At 62.4% G+C, this 17,284-nt stretch carries 17 protein-coding genes; 6 read left to right on the top strand and 11 right to left on the bottom strand.

Annotated elements, in window-relative coordinates:
• Positions 1-281: 281 nt before the first annotated feature.
• The 5 genes from ACQKI2_RS14835 to ACQKI2_RS14815 form a co-directional block, all read right to left on the bottom strand.
• Positions 282-503 (bottom strand): hypothetical protein, encoded by a 222-nt coding sequence (locus tag ACQKI2_RS14835; RefSeq protein WP_427380382.1) that lies wholly within the window; start codon positions 501-503, stop codon positions 282-284.
• A gap of 385 nt (positions 504-888) precedes the next feature.
• Positions 889-1,350, bottom strand: coding sequence for a hypothetical protein (locus ACQKI2_RS14830; protein ID WP_427380381.1), 462 nt, complete (start codon positions 1,348-1,350; stop codon positions 889-891).
• Positions 1,347-1,760, bottom strand: a complete 414-nt coding sequence (locus ACQKI2_RS14825; RefSeq protein ID WP_427380380.1) for a D-Ala-D-Ala carboxypeptidase family metallohydrolase — start codon at positions 1,758-1,760, stop codon at positions 1,347-1,349. Before ACQKI2_RS14825 ends, ACQKI2_RS14830 begins: the two co-directional genes overlap by 4 nt.
• A gap of 213 nt (positions 1,761-1,973) precedes the next feature.
• Entirely contained in the window at positions 1,974-2,972 is a 999-nt protein-coding gene (locus ACQKI2_RS14820; protein WP_427380379.1) for an NAD(P)H-dependent flavin oxidoreductase, read from the bottom strand.
• A 447-nt stretch (positions 2,973-3,419) separates the two neighbouring features.
• Positions 3,420-3,674, bottom strand: a complete 255-nt coding sequence (locus tag ACQKI2_RS14815; protein ID WP_427380378.1) for a hypothetical protein — start codon at positions 3,672-3,674, stop codon at positions 3,420-3,422.
• 199 nt (positions 3,675-3,873) lie between these two features.
• On the opposite strand from ACQKI2_RS14815, the gene ACQKI2_RS14810 reads away from it, so the two are divergent.
• Genes ACQKI2_RS14810 through ACQKI2_RS14795 form a run of 4 tightly spaced genes read left to right on the top strand, consistent with a single transcriptional unit; the run spans position 3,874 to position 8,694 of the window.
• The gene (locus ACQKI2_RS14810) at positions 3,874-5,793 is read left to right on the top strand and encodes a methylmalonyl-CoA mutase family protein (RefSeq protein ID WP_427380377.1); all 1,920 of its coding nucleotides are present in this window, start codon (positions 3,874-3,876) and stop codon (positions 5,791-5,793) included.
• Positions 5,790-7,952: a methylmalonyl-CoA mutase gene (gene scpA / locus ACQKI2_RS14805; protein ID WP_427380376.1), complete on the top strand. Its 2,163-nt coding sequence runs from the start codon at positions 5,790-5,792 to the stop codon at positions 7,950-7,952. Before ACQKI2_RS14810 ends, scpA begins: the two co-directional genes overlap by 4 nt.
• A 20-nt stretch (positions 7,953-7,972) precedes the next feature.
• Positions 7,973-8,293 carry a YbjQ family protein gene (locus ACQKI2_RS14800; protein WP_427380375.1) on the top strand — a complete coding sequence of 107 codons (321 nt, stop codon included), beginning with the start codon at positions 7,973-7,975 and terminating at the stop codon, positions 8,291-8,293.
• A complete protein-coding gene (locus ACQKI2_RS14795; protein WP_427380374.1) occupies positions 8,290-8,694 on the top strand; it encodes a metallopeptidase family protein in 405 nt (134 codons plus the stop codon). The genes ACQKI2_RS14800 and ACQKI2_RS14795 overlap by 4 nt, the downstream gene beginning before the upstream one ends.
• A gap of 6 nt (positions 8,695-8,700) precedes the next feature.
• On the opposite strand, the gene ACQKI2_RS14790 is transcribed toward ACQKI2_RS14795, so the two are convergent.
• Positions 8,701-10,074 carry a TrkH family potassium uptake protein gene (locus ACQKI2_RS14790; RefSeq protein WP_427380373.1) on the bottom strand — a complete coding sequence of 458 codons (1,374 nt, stop codon included), beginning with the start codon at positions 10,072-10,074 and terminating at the stop codon, positions 8,701-8,703.
• 240 nt (positions 10,075-10,314) lie between these two features.
• On the opposite strand from ACQKI2_RS14790, the gene ACQKI2_RS14785 reads away from it, so the two are divergent.
• Together ACQKI2_RS14785 and ACQKI2_RS14780 are read left to right on the top strand one after the other, a co-directional pair.
• Positions 10,315-11,763, top strand: coding sequence for an amidase (locus ACQKI2_RS14785; protein WP_427380372.1), 1,449 nt, complete (start codon positions 10,315-10,317; stop codon positions 11,761-11,763).
• Positions 11,727-12,161 (top strand): GFA family protein, encoded by a 435-nt coding sequence (locus ACQKI2_RS14780; protein WP_427380371.1) that lies wholly within the window; start codon positions 11,727-11,729, stop codon positions 12,159-12,161. The genes ACQKI2_RS14785 and ACQKI2_RS14780 overlap by 37 nt, the downstream gene beginning before the upstream one ends.
• Here the strand turns inward: ACQKI2_RS14780 and ACQKI2_RS14775 are convergent.
• The 5 genes from ACQKI2_RS14775 to ACQKI2_RS14755 all read right to left on the bottom strand — a co-directional run bounded on the left by ACQKI2_RS14775 (position 12,158) and on the right by ACQKI2_RS14755 (position 17,168).
• Entirely contained in the window at positions 12,158-12,694 is a 537-nt protein-coding gene (locus ACQKI2_RS14775; RefSeq protein ID WP_427380370.1) for a periplasmic heavy metal sensor, read from the bottom strand. The two genes, ACQKI2_RS14780 and ACQKI2_RS14775, sit on opposite strands and share 4 nt — an antisense overlap.
• Positions 12,691-13,146, bottom strand: a complete 456-nt coding sequence (locus ACQKI2_RS14770; protein ID WP_427380369.1) for a hypothetical protein — start codon at positions 13,144-13,146, stop codon at positions 12,691-12,693. The genes ACQKI2_RS14775 and ACQKI2_RS14770 overlap by 4 nt, the downstream gene beginning before the upstream one ends.
• Positions 13,143-13,688, bottom strand: coding sequence for an RNA polymerase sigma factor (locus tag ACQKI2_RS14765; protein ID WP_427380368.1), 546 nt, complete (start codon positions 13,686-13,688; stop codon positions 13,143-13,145). Before ACQKI2_RS14765 ends, ACQKI2_RS14770 begins: the two co-directional genes overlap by 4 nt.
• A gap of 103 nt (positions 13,689-13,791) precedes the next feature.
• Positions 13,792-14,409, bottom strand: a complete 618-nt coding sequence (locus ACQKI2_RS14760) for a hypothetical protein (RefSeq protein WP_427380367.1) — start codon at positions 14,407-14,409, stop codon at positions 13,792-13,794.
• 47 nt (positions 14,410-14,456) lie between these two features.
• Entirely contained in the window at positions 14,457-17,168 is a 2,712-nt protein-coding gene (locus tag ACQKI2_RS14755) for a bifunctional [glutamine synthetase] adenylyltransferase/[glutamine synthetase]-adenylyl-L-tyrosine phosphorylase (RefSeq protein ID WP_427380366.1), read from the bottom strand.
• Positions 17,169-17,284 lie beyond the last annotated feature (116 nt).

The raw sequence follows: 17,284 nt of genomic DNA, 5'->3' as shown, positions 1-17,284 counted from the left end.
GCTCCGCTCAGCGGGCCTTGACCACCCACCCCCAACCAGAAAGAAAGGCGAACAGAGTCTCCAATTAAACGGCCCGGATCAGGGGGCTGGGTCAAAAATCAGGACAGTTTTCTTTCATCCACTCCATTTCAGAAATGGAGGGGAGAGGTGAGGTTGAGAGAACTACTTGATTTGCGCTGACGTTGGCTCTTTTAGCAACTACCTGACGAGGTGGTTGAGGAGCCTCCGGATTGTGCACAGGCGGAACTACCGCTCCGTTGCCCGCAGAGGCGTCGGAGTGCTCAGGCGATCTCTCTATCTCGTCCATGCGCAGTCTCTGTAAGCGTTAATGAAACATTAACTTCCGGAATTGAACTGCTGTATGCCACTCGCACATCTCTCGCAACCTTCATTGCGTCGATCATGCGAGCTTCCCGGTCGGCATTGTAGGACCGATACACGAATAAACGGAACGGATAACCGCTGAAAGAAGATGCGAGCCCCTCGAAGAATACTGTGATCATTTCATCATTCCTTTTCCCAAGACATGGGTACCCGCGAGATAAGCTCAAAGAACATTAAGCACTCCTAGGGTCGTCATCCCCTGCAGATTGCGAGGCGTGTATCTATGAAAATAAGAATGGTCCAGTAAAGAAAACGTTCCATCGTTATCGTTTTTCATGAAACGTCCCCTCCATCCAGAAAACAAACGGTACACGTTCCACACCACGTTTCTACCCTGAATCGCGCTTTAGATGATTTTTTCATGTTGCCCCCTTTTTTATTGAAATAATATGACCCAAGCAGGGCCAAACCGTCGGCAAGCTGCGTTCCATTTGATCACGATATAGTGAGTGCAGGCAGGTGGGTCGAAGGCGCTACCATCGTTCCGCCTCTTCCAGACCCCCCTCACCGCCCCTTCTGCCCCCGGTCCCCAAACCACCAGAGCGTGGCCGCGGTCGCTGCGAAGGTGGCGGTTTCGACGATGCCCATGCGGGCTTCGGCGCTGGCGCCGAGATAGACGAGGCCGGTGATGATCCAGAGCAGCAGGGTGAGTAGCGGCCGGGTCAGCGCTCGGACGGCGTTCACCCAGCGATAGCTGTCTCCGATGGCGGCTTCCGCCTCCATGGAGGCGGCGAGGCCGCGCCAGGCGCCGGCGGCGTCGGCGAGCTTGATCTGCGCTTCTGTTGCCGCTGCCAGCTCGCGCATGCGCGCCTCCTGCATGGCTGCGTCATGAGCCCAGCGGGCGCGTTCCTGGGTGTTGTCCTGCCGCCGCTCGATCAGGCCCGCCACGCGGCCGATGATTGTGCCCACGAGGCCGAAGACGCCGCCACCCGCTGCGCTGGCGGCAAGGCCGATAATGTCGCTCATGACAGGTCCTCCGCCCCCGGATAGGTCCACCGCGCGGGCGTCTCCCGCCGGTCAAGATGAATGAAGGTTTTGGCAATGCCGATGCCGGTGAAGCCGAGGCGCTCTGCCGCCGCCACCAGTGCGCGCCGGTCATGCTTCTGAAACGCTATGTCCACCGCAATGCGCCGGTGCTGGGAATTCGGCACGCCGCCGACCACCGCATTCCAGATGGCGCAGCGATGGCCCGAATTGATCTTCAGGGGACGGCCCATTTCCGCGCGCAGGGCTTCGAGCGCATCGAGGAACTCAGCGTCATGCCAGTAAGCGCCCCGGCAGCCGCGCCCGCCACAGCGGCAGGCAAGCTCCTGAGGGGTGAAGTGGGGCCAGCGCCAGTTGGCGCGCGAAACGTCTCTGTAAGATGCGTATAACATGGGGCGAAGTGTGCCCCCGCGCCTTACCCCGGCGAATTCGAAGGGGCCGATTTCCTGTGACCGTCGCAGGAAGCGTGTTGGACAGGGCCGGCGCTGTACCCCAGCGGCGCGGCGGAGATCTTGTCCGAGCCTGTCCCGGATTTGTCCGGAAAGAAACGCGCCCTGCCATAGGAATGACAGGGCGCTGGTGTTTTCAGAGGGGTGAGGCGCCGCTTACTCGGCGGGCACGGACGGAGCGCGCGAGAAAGCGAGGCCCTTGGCCAGCGCCGCGCGGGCGTCGTTATACTCGCGCTCCAACTGGTCGACATAATCGCTGACAGGACCACGCTTTTTCACCGCGCCAATGCCCTGGCCACAGCCCCAGATGTCTTTCCAGGCCTTGGCCTCGGTATTGCCGCCGGAACCGAAATTCATCTTGGAGGGGTCGCTTTCCGGCAGATTGTCCGGATCCAGCCCAGCCGCCACGATGGACGGGCGCAGGTAGTTGCCATGCACGCCGGTGAAGAGGTTTGAATAGACGATGTCTTCAGCGCCATAATTCACGATAGCATCCTTGTAGCCTTCCATCGCGTTGGCTTCGTCGCAGGCGATGAAGGCCGAGCCCATATAGGCAAAGTCTGCGCCCATCGCGAGGGCAGCGGCAATGGCTCCGCCATTTGCGATGGAGCCCGACAGCGCCAGCGGGCCATCAAAGAATTCGCGGATTTCCTGAATCAGCGCGAAGGGAGAGAGCACGCCGGCATGGCCACCGGCACCGGTGCAGACGGCGATGAGGCCATCGGCGCCCTTTTCCAACGCCTTCTTCGCAAAGCGCGTGTCGATCACATCATGCATCACGATGCCGCCATAGGAATGGATGGCATCGTTCACATCCTGGCGCGCGCCCAGCGAGGTGATCACGAAGGGCACCTTGTATTTGACGCAGGCTTCCATGTCGTGATCGAGGCGGTTGTTGGTCTTGTGGACGATCTGGTTGACCGCGAAGGGCGCGGCCGGGCGGTCCGGATGCTTGATATTGTGCTCGCCCAGTTCATTGGTGATCTGGTCCAGCCATTCATGCAGCACAGGGCCGGGCCGCGCATTCAGCGCCGGGAAGCTGCCGACGATGCCGGCCTTGCACTGGGCGATGACCAGTTCTGGCCCGGAAATGATGAAGAGCGGCGATGCGATCACCGGCAGGCGCATCTTGTTGAAAATAGGCGGCACGGCCATCGGTTGTTTTCTCCCAGAACAGTTCTGCGACGGAACTTATATGGGCGGAGGGGCGCGGCAAGCATGACCTTGAGGAAGGCCGGCAAGGCCTTGATTTCCGGCTGTAAAAATCCGCTCCCCATGCCCGAATTTCTATATCAATCCGATATGAGATACAATTTTCAGGGTCAAATCACATGCGTTTGACGCACTCAGCTTAACGCTTGTTCAGGGCGCTGGCGATTCGCAGCCCCTCTGGATTGCTGGCACCTGGCAAAAAGCCACCCCCGGCCCTTTCGGGTCAGGAGTGGTCAAGGCGGAGCTCAGCAGCTCTACAGATACAGAAAGAGCAGACCTGAGTTTCCCTGCCCGCACCGGAGCCTGCCCCTTCCCACGCACCGGAAGGGTGTGGATATGCTGTCAGCGACGAAAGCAGACATCCACCAGCAGAACTACGCGGAAGTTTGGCTACCCGTGAGAGGGTGGGTGGCCGTGCGACAGGAGGCCCCGCCAGGCCGCCTGCCGGTGCAGGAGGGAAATCAGGTCATCCGGATCGCCATCAGCGATCAGGGCGTCGAGAAAGAGACCGGGACCATGATCATTTGCGGGTTGGCCGCAAAGCTGTGCCGGTTGCACCTCGGCATGGGAGGAAACGCTGGAGGAGCGGTAGAATGGCGACGCCTTGAGCATGGTCTCGATCTCCGTCTTGCGACTAATTCTCATTTGCATTTTGCGCGGAGAGGGTCAAGCCCCGAAATATTACAATCGGCCAACCTGGCCCCGGCCACCTGTGGAAATCGGCGTTGCCTGCCGCTGTCCTTCCCGGGATTGCTGCCATGCAGAAGGCCCATGCAGGAATGAAGGTCACATACCCTTAAGGAAGCAGTTCACAAGCCAGCCCGGATTGCCCTAAACCGGCAGCATGGCCGATGATATTCTCCCCTTCAGTTCCGCATTTCCCGCAGCCACCGAAGCCGAATGGCTGAGCGCCGTTGAAAAGGCGCTCAAGGGCAAGAGCGCCGATACGCTCACCCGCAAGACCGCCGACGGTATCGGCATCAAGGCGCTCTATCGCGAAAGCGACTTTGCTGCCGCGACCGACCCGCTGGGCGTTCCCGGCGAGGCACCCTATCTGCGCGGGCCGACCGCTGCGCCCGACAAGTGGCGCCCCTGGGACATCCGCCAGCTTTTCACGCACCCCTCGGCAGAGGAAACCAATGCCGAGATCCTGCGCGACCTTGAGCGCGGCGTTTCCTCGGTGGAGATCGCGCTCGACTGCACCGGCCAGCAGGGCGTTCAGATCACCACGCTGGAAGACTTTGAGACCGCCCTCGCCGGGGTGCGCGCAGACTATGCCGGCGTGGCGCTCAGCCATCTCAACGCCTCGGGCGTGACGGCCTCTGCCCTGCTCGCCCTCTGGGCTGAGAAACAGGAAAACGCGGCAGACCTCGCTATCGATTTCAACATGGACCCGCTCGGCGCGCTGGCCCGTTCCGGCAAACTCTCGGGCGGGCTGGAGGCGGCGTTTGAGCGGATGGCCGCCGTCATCGCGCCGCTTGGCCAGAAATTCCCCAAAGCGGGCCTTATCCGCATTGACGCAACCAGCGTGCATGAAGCGGGCGGCTCTGAAGCGCAGGAACTGGGCGCGCTGATCGCTTCGGCCATCGACACGCTGCGCCGCCTGGATGGGAAGGCAGACATCGCCGCGCTCTCCCGCCGGATGAGCTTTGCAGTCGCGCTGGACGCAAATTACGGTATCGGCATCGCCAAGCTGCGCGCGGCGCGCCGGCTCTGGGCGCGCTGCCTTGAGGCGCTCGGCCTGCCGCCGGCGCCGATGCGCCTCCAGGGCGTCAGCTCGGCGCGGATGCTGACAAAGTATGATCCGTGGACGAACATGCTGCGCGTCACTTCCGCTGTGTTTGGAGGCGCTGCGGGCGGAGCCGACATCGTTACCTCGCGCGCGTTCAACGAAGCCCTTGGCCGGCCCGAAGAACTCGGCCGCCGGATTGCGCGCAACACCCAGATCATCGCCATGGAAGAAAGCCAGCTTGGCCGCGTCGCAGACCCGACCGGCGGGGCCTGGTTCACCGAGACGCTGGCCGGTGACCTCGCCGAAGCAGCCTGGGCAGAATTCCAGAAGATCGAAAGCGAGGGGGGCTATGGCGCCTCGCTCGTTTCCGGCGCTTTCCAGGCCCGCGTGAAAGCGGTGCGCGATGCCCGCGCCAAGGATATTGCCCGCCGCAAGATCCCGCTGACGGGCGTTTCGGAATATCCGCTGCTGGACGAGATCGCCGCGCCGGTTGCCGATGTGGATACGCCCCGCGCACGGGATGGCGTATCCGATGCGGGCCTGAAGGCGCTCGTCAAAGGGCCGCTGGCCAGCGGGACGGACGCCGCCGCCGAAGCACTCGCGCCTATCCGCCTGGCGGCCGCCTTCGAGGCTCTGCGTGACGCGGCCGCGCGCGCACCCAAGCGACCGGAAGTATTTATCGCGACGCTCGGCGCGCTGGCCGAATTTACGCCGCGTGCGGACTTTGCGCGGAACATGCTGGCGGCGGGCGGCATCGCGCCGAAGGAGGCCGTTGTGCCCCCGCGCGAGGCGGCCGAACTCGCCGCCGCGTTCAAGGCTTCGGGCTGCCGCCTCGCGGTGATCTGCGGCACGGACAAGGCCTATGAAACCGGCGCAGCGGAAGCTGCAGATGCCCTGAAGAAAGCCGGCGCGCAAAGCGTCTGGCTCGCCGGGAAAGCCGAAGCGCCCGGCATCGACCTCAACATTTTCGCAGGCTGTGACGTGCTCCACGCGCTCCAGCTTGCTCATGCCGAGCTGGGAGTGTCCAAATGACCAAGTTCCCCGATTTCACCAAACTCGATCTCGGCACGCCGGGCACCAAAGCCGGAAAGCCGGAACTCGGCGAAGCCTGGGAGACACCTGAAGGGATCGCGGTTCAATCCGCCTACACCGCTGCAGACCGCGCGGGAATGGATTTCCTGGACGATTATCCGGGCCTCACGCCCTTTGGCCGGGGCCCCTACCCTACGATGTATACCAACCAGCCCTGGACGATCCGTCAGTATGCGGGATTTTCCACGGCCGAAGATTCCAACGCCTTCTATCGCCGCAACCTGGCCGCCGGCCAGAAGGGCCTTTCTGTTGCATTCGACCTGGCCACCCACCGGGGCTATGATTCCGACCACCCGCGCGTGACGGGCGATGTGGGCATGGCGGGTGTGGCCATCGACTCTATCCTCGACATGCGCACACTGTTCTCCGGCATTCCGCTGGATCAGATGTCGGTATCCATGACGATGAACGGCGCGGTTCTGCCGATCCTTGCGCTATACATTGTCGCCGCCGAGGAACAGGGCGTGCCGCCGGAAAAACTCGCCGGGACTATTCAGAACGATATTCTGAAAGAGTTCATGGTACGGAACACCTATATCTATCCGCCCAAGCCCTCGATGCGGATCATTTCGGACATTTTCGCCTTCACCTCGGAGAAGATGCCGAAGTTCAACTCGATCTCGATTTCCGGCTATCACATGCAGGAAGCGGGCGCGACGGCAGACCTTGAGCTTGCCTATACGCTCGCCGATGGCATCGAATATATCCGCGCAGGCGTCGCCGCCGGGCTGGATGTGGACGCCTTTGCGCCGCGCCTTTCCTTCTTCTGGGCAATTGGCATGAACACCTTCATGGAAGTTGCCAAGATGCGGGCCGCGCGCCTCATCTGGGCAAAGCTTGTGAAGGAGAACTTCAATCCGAAGTCTGACAAATCCCTCAGCCTGCGGACACACTCGCAAACCTCCGGCTGGAGCCTGACGGCGCAGGACGTTTACAACAACGTCATTCGCACCTGCCTGGAGGCCATCGCGGCCGCTGGCGGGCAGACGCAGAGCCTGCACACCAACAGCTTCGACGAAGCGCTTGCCCTGCCGACAGACTTCTCCGCCCGCATCGCGCGCAATACGCAGATCCTGCTGCAGCAGGAAGCGGGCGCCTGCCAGTCCATCGACCTGTTCGGCGGTTCCTACTATGTCGAGCGGCTGACGCATGATCTTGCGGCCAAGGCGCTGAAGCATATCGAGGAAGTTGAAGCGATGGGCGGCATGGCGAAAGCCATCGAAGAAGGCCTGCCGAAACTGCGCATTGAAGAGGCCGCCGCCAACACCCAGGCGCGCATCGACAGCGGCACGCAGACCGTCGTGGGCGTCAACAAATTCCTGCTGGACGAAGAAGAAGATGTCCCGGTGCTGAAGGTTGACAACGCGGCTGTGCGCCGGATGCAGCTGGAAAAGCTGGCGCGCCTCAAATCCGAGCGCAATGAAGCCGAAGTCACCGCCAAGCTGGACGCCATTGCCGAGGCCGCTGCCGGCACGAAGGGCAACCTGCTCGCCTTGGCCGTGGATGCAGCCCGCGCCAAGGCCACTGTGGGCGAGATCTCCGAAGCCGTCGAGCGCAGCCAGGGCCGCCACCAGGCCGTCATCCGCTCCATCAAGGGCGTCTATGGCAGCGGCGTGAAGGGAACGGACAAGGCCAGCGAAGCGGAGGGGCTCGCGGCCGCCTTCGTCAAGAGAACCGGCCGCAAGCCGAAAATCTACATCGCCAAGATGGGCCAGGACGGACATGACCGTGGACAGAAGGTTGTCGCCTCCGCGCTGATGGACCTTGGCTGGGAAGTCGAGATCGGCCCCCTCTTCCAGACGCCGGAAGAAGCCGCGCGCGACGCGCGCAAGGCGGGGGTGGACATCGTGGCCGCTTCCTCACTGGCGGCGGGCCATCTGACGCTGGTACCGGAACTCAAACGCGCCCTTGGCAATGAAGGCGCGGCCAATGCCCAGATCATTGTGGGCGGCGTTATCCCGCCACAGGATTTCGATGCCCTGCGCACCGCCGGCGCCGCGGCGATCTTCCCTCCGGGCACCGTGATCGCCGACAGCGCCATCCGGATGCTGGAGCTTCTGCTGGGCGAAGATGGCCCGGCGCGGACAGCGGCGGAGTAGCCCTCAACGGAGAGACAACCATGATCCTCACCACCACACACACGGTTCAGGGCCGGGATATCCGGGAATACAAGGGCGTCGTGTGCGGGGAGGTCGTGATTGGGGCGCATCTCGGCAAGGATATTCTGGCGGGCTTTACCAACCTCGTGGGTGGGCGGTCCAACGCCTATGAGAGCACCCTGCGCGAAACGCGCGACGGCGCGTTGGCCGAGATGATCGAAGAGGCAACCCGCCTCGGCGCGGACGCTATTGTCGGCGTCAAGTTCGATTACAGCGTCATCGGCCAGGGCGGCTCGATGATGATGGTGGCCGTCTCCGGCACGGCCGTAACGCTCGCATGAGCGCGCTGACGGCCATCGCGCCCAGCCTCGACGAAATGTATCTGACGGCAGAAAAATGCTTCGCCGACCTGCCCGATTTCATGCGCAAGGCGGCCGGCGATGTGCGCATCATCGTCATGGATTATGCCGAAAATGAAACGCTTGACGAGATGGGCATCGAAGACGCGCTGGAACTGACCGGTCTCTATGTTGGCGTACCGCTGACCATTGAAAGCGTTACAAACCCCTCCGAATACAGACCGATTATCTATCTCTACCGCCTGCCGATCCTGTTTGAATGGGCCGCCCGGGGTGACGTGACGGTCGAAGAGCTTGTGAGCCATGTTTTCATTCATGAGCTTGGCCATCATTTCGGCTGGTCCGACGAGGAAATGGACGCCAAGCTCGAGGAAGATGACTAGGCAGGATCAGACAAGGAGATCCTCCTGCTCCCGCTTTCCGGCCTCTTCATCCTTCGAAGCAAGCGCGATACCGAAGGTGAGAATTCCAACGCGGCCTGCAAACATCAGAAGGATAACGGTGAGCTTTCCAAGATCGCTCAGCGAGCCAGTGATGCCCATGGACAGGCCAACCGTGCCGATGGCGGAGATCGCCTCAAACAGCAAGGCCTCGAAATCCTTGCCGGGTTCTGTGAGACAGAGAATGAAGAAGGCAGGCGTCATCAGCATCACAAAGTAGGCTGATGACGCCATTGCCAGTTGCAGCCGCGCAGGCGCAATCACGCGATTGAAAAAGGTAATCTCCGGGCGCCGGCGCACTGTTGAGCGCACAAGCCCGATCATTGCCGCAAAAGTCGTGGTCTTGAGACCGCCCCCTGTGCCTGAAGGCGAGGCGCCAATGGCCATGAGGAAAAAGAGCAGCACGATTACAGCGGGCGTCAGTGTACTGATCGGATGAGTGTTGAAGCCGACCGTTGTTGTGGCCGTCATGGTTTGAAAGAAGGAAGCGAGCAGCCGTTCGCCGGATGGGAGCGCTGCGATTCCCGGCTCCGTTACGAAGATAATGGCTGTACCGACAAGCAGAAAGGCCCCCGTCAGCTTCAGGATCACCTTGCTGGTAAAGCTGAACACGAAGCTGCGGCGCGTCAGCCCCCGCCAGACATCCCAGGCGATGAGGAAACCCATGGCGCCAAGTATTGACAGCGCTGAAATGGTCGCATTAACCCCCACATCGCCCCGGAAATTTTCCAGGCTGTTGGGATTGAGACTGAAGCCAGCGGTACAGAAGGCGGAAACGGAGTGGAAGATGGAACTCCATACAGCGTTGTCGACACCGCTTGCTGCAAACTGGACGTAGAGCAGACAAGCCCCTATCAACTCGACAATCAGCGTGTAGATCACGACCGTCCGGATGAAGCTCCCGACACTGACGTCCTCAGGCAATGTGAAGGCAGTGCGGGCGAGGCGTTCACGCAGAGGCGAGAGGTGCTGCGCTGTTGCCATCATGACGAACGAGCCGAGCGTCATGTATCCGATACCCCCTGCCTGGATCAGCAGCAGGATCACCAGTTCACCCAGGAACGTATAGGAAGTGCCCGGATCGACGGTCACAAGCCCTGTTGTGGATACAGCAGAGACTGCCGTGAAGAGATTGTCCAGCGGCGCAACGTGGACTGACTGGGAAACGGGCAGACATAGAATAACCCAGCCAAACGCCATGTAAAACGCATAGCCGGCAAAAATCAGCTTTGCCGGATGAAGCCGCCGCATGAAGCGATGGGCGTGCAGAGAGGCAACCGCAAGAAACTTGCGGATGGCCCCGATCATTCGCGGAACGCGCATGATGAAACCTTATGAATGTGGAGGGAGGGGTTGGGCAACTACGGCGCTGCGCGCCTGGTCAGTCTATCCGTTCCTTGTTCAGCACCGCTGCGGCTTTCGCCGCCCTTCGGCTGATGCTGCGGTGCAATACCATTCTTTTTTTCAGCTCGCCAGCCCCCCTTCCGTTTGCAGGAACCCTACAATCCCGTAGATTGGCGCTGACATTATAATCATTATAAATAAATCAGGGAGATAGCGGGCATGAAAGCATTTTCGGAGTATGATGGCCTCGGGTTGGCCGAGCTCGTCAGGACTCGGCAAGTATCGCCCGAAAATCTTCTGGACACGGCCGTCGCGCGCGCCGAGTCTGTCCAGACCCAAATCAATTGCTTCGCCGCGCTTTATCCCGATCTGGCTCGCGAGCAGATTGAGGCGGGCGGCATTGAAGGGCCTTATGCGGGCGTGCCCTTTGTGGTGAAGGATCTGGGCGTTGAGGTGAAAGGCGCGCCGGTCACCTCCGGCAGCCGCGCCTTCAAGGGCAATGTTGCCAGCCGGGATTCCACACTGGTGGAGCGTTTCCGCAAGGCGGGCCTTGTCTTCTTCGGTGCGACCACCACCCCGGAATTCGGACTGACGCTGACAACAGAATCGACCCTCTACGGACAATCCCGAAATCCCTGGGATACGACGCGCACGACGGGCGGCTCCTCCGGCGGCGCGGCGGCAGCGGTCGCGGCGGGGGTATTGCCGGTTGCCCATGCCAGCGATGGCGGCGGATCAATCCGTATCCCGGCAGCCTGCTGCGGCGTCTTCGGCCTGAAGGCGTCTCGCGGCCGGATGCCAATGGGGCCTGCCAAAACCGAAGGCTGGAATGGCCTCTCCACGGTCGGCGTCGTCAGCCGCACAGTGCGCGACACTGCCGCGCTGCTTGACCTGACCCACGGCCCCGAAACCGGCAGCCGCTACGGCGCGCCTGCCCCGGCCCTCGCCTACCTCTCCGAACTTGAGCGCGATCCCCGCCCCTTGCGCATCGCGTTCTGGCCCGTGGCGCCGAATGGCACGAGGCCGGATGCCGACGCCGCCGAAGGGCTCGCAAACACGGTGAAGCTGCTCGAAAGCCTTGGCCATATCGTAGTGGAGGCCGCCCCCATGATCGATGGAGAAGCGCTGGCGAAGGCCGGGCTGTTCACGATCTCGGCGAATATCGCCGCGTTGGTGGAGGAGCGAGGCATCGCGCGGGGATCTCCCGTGGCGGATGAGGAACTCGAGCCGATAACGGCCTCGATGGTCCGCCTCGGGCGGACGGTGCCGATGGTGGAACTCGCCAAGGCAAACAACGCCTTCATCACGGCGGCCATCATCTATGAGCACTTCCTCGATGCAGGCCAGTTTGATCTGACGCTTTCCCCAACCCTCCACCGCGCGCCAGACCTGCTGGGCACGATGGCACTGACGGCAGACCCTGCCGCCATGGGCACGGCGGTGGCTGGCTTTGCGCCCCATTGCGCATTGTTCAACCAGACCGGCTGCCCGGCCATGTCTGTGCCGTTGCACTGGACCAAACCTACCGCCACAGCGCCAGCCGGCCTGCCTATTGGCATGATGTTCGGCGCGCGCTATGGCCGCGAAGACCTGCTGCTGTCGCTGGCAGGACAGTTGGAGCGCGCCGCGCCATGGGCACACAGGAAACCGCCGGTCTGGGCCGGCTGACAGAGCAGAAGCGCAAATGGCACCCGGGTGGCTGCCATTGCCGTGCCGTGCGGTTTGAGGTGGAACTTCCTGACGCCTTCGAGGTGGAAGACTGCAATTGCACCATGTGTGCGATGAGTGGGAATATTCATGTCATCGTGCCCGGAAGCCGGTTCCGGCTTCTTCAGGGCAAGGATAATCTCAGCCAGTACACCTTCAATACCGGCACGGCGAAACACCTCTTCTGCAAGACCTGCGGCATCAAGAGTTTCTACATTCCGCGCTCCAACCCGGATGGCTTTGCCATCACCTGGCGGGCGCTGGACGATTGGATGGACTTGAAAGTGACAGTCGTTCCGTTTGATGGGCAGAACTGGGAAGCCAACGCTGCGCGGCTCGCCCACAAGTCAAAAGACTAGCGCGGCGGCGGTGGCGGTGGGGCGTCGTTGGGCGGCGGTGGCGGGTCGTCCTTGTCTTTTCGCTTGTGCTTGCCGTGGTTGCTTTCCTTCGGCCCGGACAATATCCACGCGACCCAGGCGCGCTGTTCCGGAGACAGCTCGCTGATACCCCCCAGCACTTCAAGACCAATCCGGTCACGGAGCATCACATCGGCATCGCGCAGCTCCCGCAGGGCCACTTCAGCCGCCGCGCGGTCAAACGGATCGGCGGCCAGAACCTCTGCAAAGCGCTTCTCCGCCTCCCGGCGCGCGGCCAGTTCGGCCTGGGAGGATTCAAACCCGCGCCGCATCAGCGCGCGCACTTCCCGGCGATCATCGCGGGAGATGTCAGGAATACCATCGGGACGCTCGAATACGGGGCGGCCTTCGCCTCCCTGCGACTTGGGAGGTTCAGGGCGCAGATGCTGGCCGGCAACATAGCCGCCCAGCGCCAGGTTCACGAGAAGGGAAACGCCCAGCGCCGCCGGGGCCAGCCAGTTAGGCACTCCGCTCATTCCACGTCCTCCACAGCATAGTTTGCCGTATCAAAGCCAAGGGCTGATACGACAAGTTCCTGCACCTCTACAGTCATTTCATCGTCCGCGCTTGCCACCGGCGCGACCGTCAGCCCCATGAACAGGCCAAGCGCGGCAGCCGCAAAGCCGCTTGCCGGCGCCCAAGGAGTTTTGAGGCCAAACCATTTCTGAATATTTCCCCGCGCCGCTTTCGGACGCGGCGCGGCGGCAACAATTGCTTCGGTCAATGCGCGCGGCATCTCTGGTTCCGGCAGGGCTTCCAGCATCAGGTCGAGGGCGCGTGCCTCCGCCAGGGCGCCGGCAAAGCGCTCGGGATGGGTACGCAGCAGGGCCTGGCCAGCGGGGCGTTCGGCCTCCGGCCAGAAGGCAGGCTCTGCGCCCCAGATTTCGATCAGCTCGATCAGGCGGTCATCTGTCATGCTGTGGGTCATGAGGCATTCCTTCCTTCGAGCAATTCTGCACGCAGCGTCCGCCGCGCGCGCGCCAGCAGGCTTTCCAGGGCCTCTACGCTGACATCCATAATCTCCGCTGCTTCACTCTGCGAGTGTCCCTGCAGCGCACACAAGGTCAAGGCAGCAGACTGGCGTTCGGGCAGGCGGGCAATGGCGGCCTCGACGGCCTTTACCCGCTGGGTCTGGTCGAGTCTGTCCTGCGGCCCAAGCGCCGTATCGGCGCGGTCAGGCAGTTCATCCGGCAACAGCTCCCGCCGCTTACGCAGGCGGTCATAGCAGAGGTTCAGCGCCACCCGGTGCAGCCAGGTGGAGAATTTTGCGCGCGGTTCCCAGGTGGGAAGCGCTTTCCAGGCGCGGATGAAGGTCTCCTGGGTCACGTCTTCGGCCTCTGCAGTATCGCCCAGCATCCGTGCTGCAAGCGACAGCACGCCGGGGCTGTAGCGATTGACGAGCGCACGAATGGCCGCAGCGTCTCCGGCCGCGGCGCGCATGATCTGGTCGAGGTCCGATGTAAACGCCACGGCGGGATGTTTAACTGAGTCCGGGCCGGAGTCCCGATAGACAATCGCAGGGGGGGTGATTTGATTGTCTCAAGGATGCTCCGGCCCGTTCCCATTTCAGACCTTATTCGCCAGCTGGGGCTTTCTTCTTGTCGCGCCATTCGCCGCGACGCTCCTTCATGTTGGCCTTGGCCGCATCAAGTTCCGCCTTCGTGATGGTGCCATCATTGTTGGCATCCAGCTTGTCGAAGAACTTGATGTGCTCGGCGGTGAATTCGGCAGCGCTCAGGCGGCCATCGCCATCGGTATCCATGGCAGCCCAGTGTTCAGCGGCTTTTTCAGTCCGCTTGGCTTGCCATTCAGCGGCCTTGGCGGGGTCTTTGTCGCCTTTCATCTTGCCCTCACGGGGAGGCTTGCCCTCGCGGGGCGGCTTGCCTTCGGGGGGACGGTCAGCCTTATCGGCTTCCCAGTTCGCCTTCATTTCAGCGCGCTTTGCCTCGTGATGAGCTTTCATCTCATCCTGGGTGACAAAGCCGTCTGAATTGGCATCAATTTCGGCGAAGCGGGCCGCGAGGGAGGCTTCTGCCTCAGCTCGGGTAATGTTTCCGTCAGCGTTGGCATCCATCTGCATCAGATGGTCAGCATGGCCGCGATGCCCCTTGCCGGGGCCGGCCTGAGCGGCGAGCGGCATGGCGAGCGCAATTGCGGCAATGCTTGCAAACGCGAGTGTCGAACGTTTCATCTCTGGTCTCCAGTTTCATCTCCCAGCGACAATGAAACGGGGGGCCGTCAGGATTCCGTCGTTTTCAGCTGCAGTTTTTCACGCGCCATTGAATGTACGCGCTTTTTTACCTCCCGGAGACGGTCTTCCAGCACGTCAAACCCGTCTTCCTCGGCCGCAGCGCGGCAGAAACGGTTTTTCAGGCCCTCGGGAATAGCTGCGCCTTCCGCCTCCACATCCCCCAGCGCCAGACGCTGGATCTGCTGCAGTGAAGAGAGCAGATGCAAGGCCGCGCGCAGGAAATACCAGTCTTCCGCCTCGGCCGGACGTTCACTTTCATCCGCCTCTGCCAGCCCAGAGAGGGCCAGCGCCGTTGCCGGACGGATAAGGTCAGAACGGGCACGGAGCAACATTTCCTTCTGCGCCATGAACTCGATATCGATGAGGCCGCCCTCAGCCGTCTTCAGATCCCAGAGCCCCCTGCCCGGCTTTTCACGGTAAAGCGTGGCGCGCATGTCAGCGACATCGCCGGGGATCGCCTTGCGGCGGTCGCTGCGGGCGCGGGCGGAGATCGCATCGGCAGCGATGCCCAGCACTTCGCTGCCCAGGGTGGCATCCCCGGACACAAACCGCATCCGCGTCAGCGCCATATGTTCCCAGGTCCACGCCTCTTCATTCTGATAATGGCGGAAGGCAGGCAGGCTGACGGCGACAGGGCCAGCGCGGCCAGAGGGGCGAAGCCGCATGTCCACTTCGTAAAGCGCGCCTTCTGCTGTGGGCGCGGTGAGCGCAGTTATCAGGCGCTGGGTGAGCCGCGTGAACCAGGTCTGCGCATCATCCGCCTGCGAATCATAGATCAGGATGATGTCGAGATCAGAGCCTGCCGTAAGTTCACCCCCGCCGAGCTTGCCCATCGCAAACACCGCCCAGCGGCCCGGCACCGCGCCATTTCGGCGAGTGGTTTCGGCCTCTGCAGCAGCCGCCATCTGACGGATGGTCTCATCGGCAAGGCTGGTCCAGGCTTCGGCTGCCTGGTCCGTCGGCAACAGACCGTGCAGCAGCCGGTGGCCGATCAGGAAACTCTGCTCCCGGTGATACCGGCGCCACGCATCCATCGCCGCATCGAAACTCACCGAGGGAGACAGTTCGGGAGCACGCGGAACAGCGTTCGACACCAGGGCCTCCAGAAGGTCTGGCCGCCGGGCAAGGATCTGCGCAAGACGCGGCGCCAGCGCGAGTGTGGAGACGAGATCATCCAGAAGATCCGGCCGCGCGAGCAGCATCGACAGCGTCTGCACGCCCGAAGACAGCCCCTCGAAGAAGCGCGAAAACCAGCGAAACGCCTCATCCGGCTCACCGGTGGCGCCCATGGCTTTCAGCATACCCGGCAAGATAGAGGTGAGGAGTTCCCGGCCGCGGCCCGTGCGCGTCGCAGGCACGCGGCCCCGGTGCCAGTTGCGGATGGTATCAATGGCAGAGGAAGGATCGGAGAAGCCCAGATCGCTCAGTGTTTTTACCGTACCCGGATCATCATCCACGCCGGTGAAGACCAGATTCCCCAGGCCATGGCTTTCTGCAGCGCGGTCTTCCTGGGCGAACAAGGCGTCATAGGCGGACTGCACGATGCGCCGGGTTTCCAGAAGATCGCGGTCGAAGTCCGCCAGGTTGCCATAGCCGCAGAGCCAGGCGACCGCTTCGCGCTCGGCTGGGTCTGCCGGAACGGTATGGGTCTGCTCGTCCTGCCGCATCTGGATGCGGTGCTCGACATTGCGCAGCGCCCGGTAGGCGGTCGTCAGCTCCGCCGCTGTCTTGTCGGAAACCACCCCCGCCGCGCGCAAGGCTTCCATCGCGCCGAGCGTTGAATTGTCCCGCAGTGCCGGTTCGCGCCCGCCGAGGATCAGCTGCTGGGTCTGCACGAAGAACTCGATCTCGCGGATACCGCCGGGCGAGAGCTTCACATCGGGAGAAACAGAGGCAAACCCGTCATCGCCGACCTTGGTGTTGATCATCCGCTTGATGGCCTGGATGTCGCCAATGGCCCAATAGTCCAGATTGCGCCGCCAGACATAGGGCTCAAGCCGCGCCTGGAAACGCTCCGCCGCCGGAATATCCCCCGCCGTGGGCCGGCCCTTGATCCAGACCATCCGCTCCCAGTTCTGGCCCTGGCTTTCATAGTAGACGTCCGCCATATCGGTGGACACGGCCACCGGCGTGGAGCTGGGGTCCGGGCGCAGGCGCAGATCGGTGCGGAACACATAGCCGGCGCCGGTGGTCTCCTCCATGATCCGCACCATCTCGCGGATCACGCGCTGGGCGGCGTCGCCGGGATCCCGGTCGCCGCCATCAAACCGGCTGCGCTCGTAAAAGGCGCAAACATCAATATCGCTTGAATAATTGAGCTCGAACGCGCCCATCTTGCCCAGCGCAATGACGAAGATGCCTTCAGAGTTTAGCCCGCGCGCCGCCAGCGCCGACTGCAGCGCCGCTTCAAGGCTTGCCCCGGCAAACTCCGTAAGGTGACGTGTTACCTCCATCACATCCATGGTGCCGGCAAGGTCTGCTGCTGCCAGTGACAGGTGGGCCGAAGCCTTTGCCTGGCGCAGCGCCGTCATCACCTCGGCCACAGGCATATCCCTAGGCAGGGTGGTTGCCGCTTTCAGCGCGGCGGTGAAGTCCAGGCCAGCGCCTCGATCGGCCAGGCGGCGGAGATAGGGCGCATAGTCTGCCGCTGCCGCCAGGGCCGCTGCGGGGGTGGACTGAATCGGACGGATCGTGAGCATAGCCAATGACTTAGCTGAGGCGCACTGCGGCGACAAACCCGTTCGCAACCTTTCGCGGGGTCATGCGTCTTGGACTTATTACATCCCGGACGCAGAACCGTAGCAAAGCCTTGCTA

It is taken from the genome of Hyphomonas sp. NPDC076881 (genome assembly GCF_050269995.1).
GTDB lineage: Bacteria > Pseudomonadota > Alphaproteobacteria > Caulobacterales > Hyphomonadaceae > Hyphomonas.
This window is presented reverse-complemented; position numbering and strand designations above follow the sequence as displayed.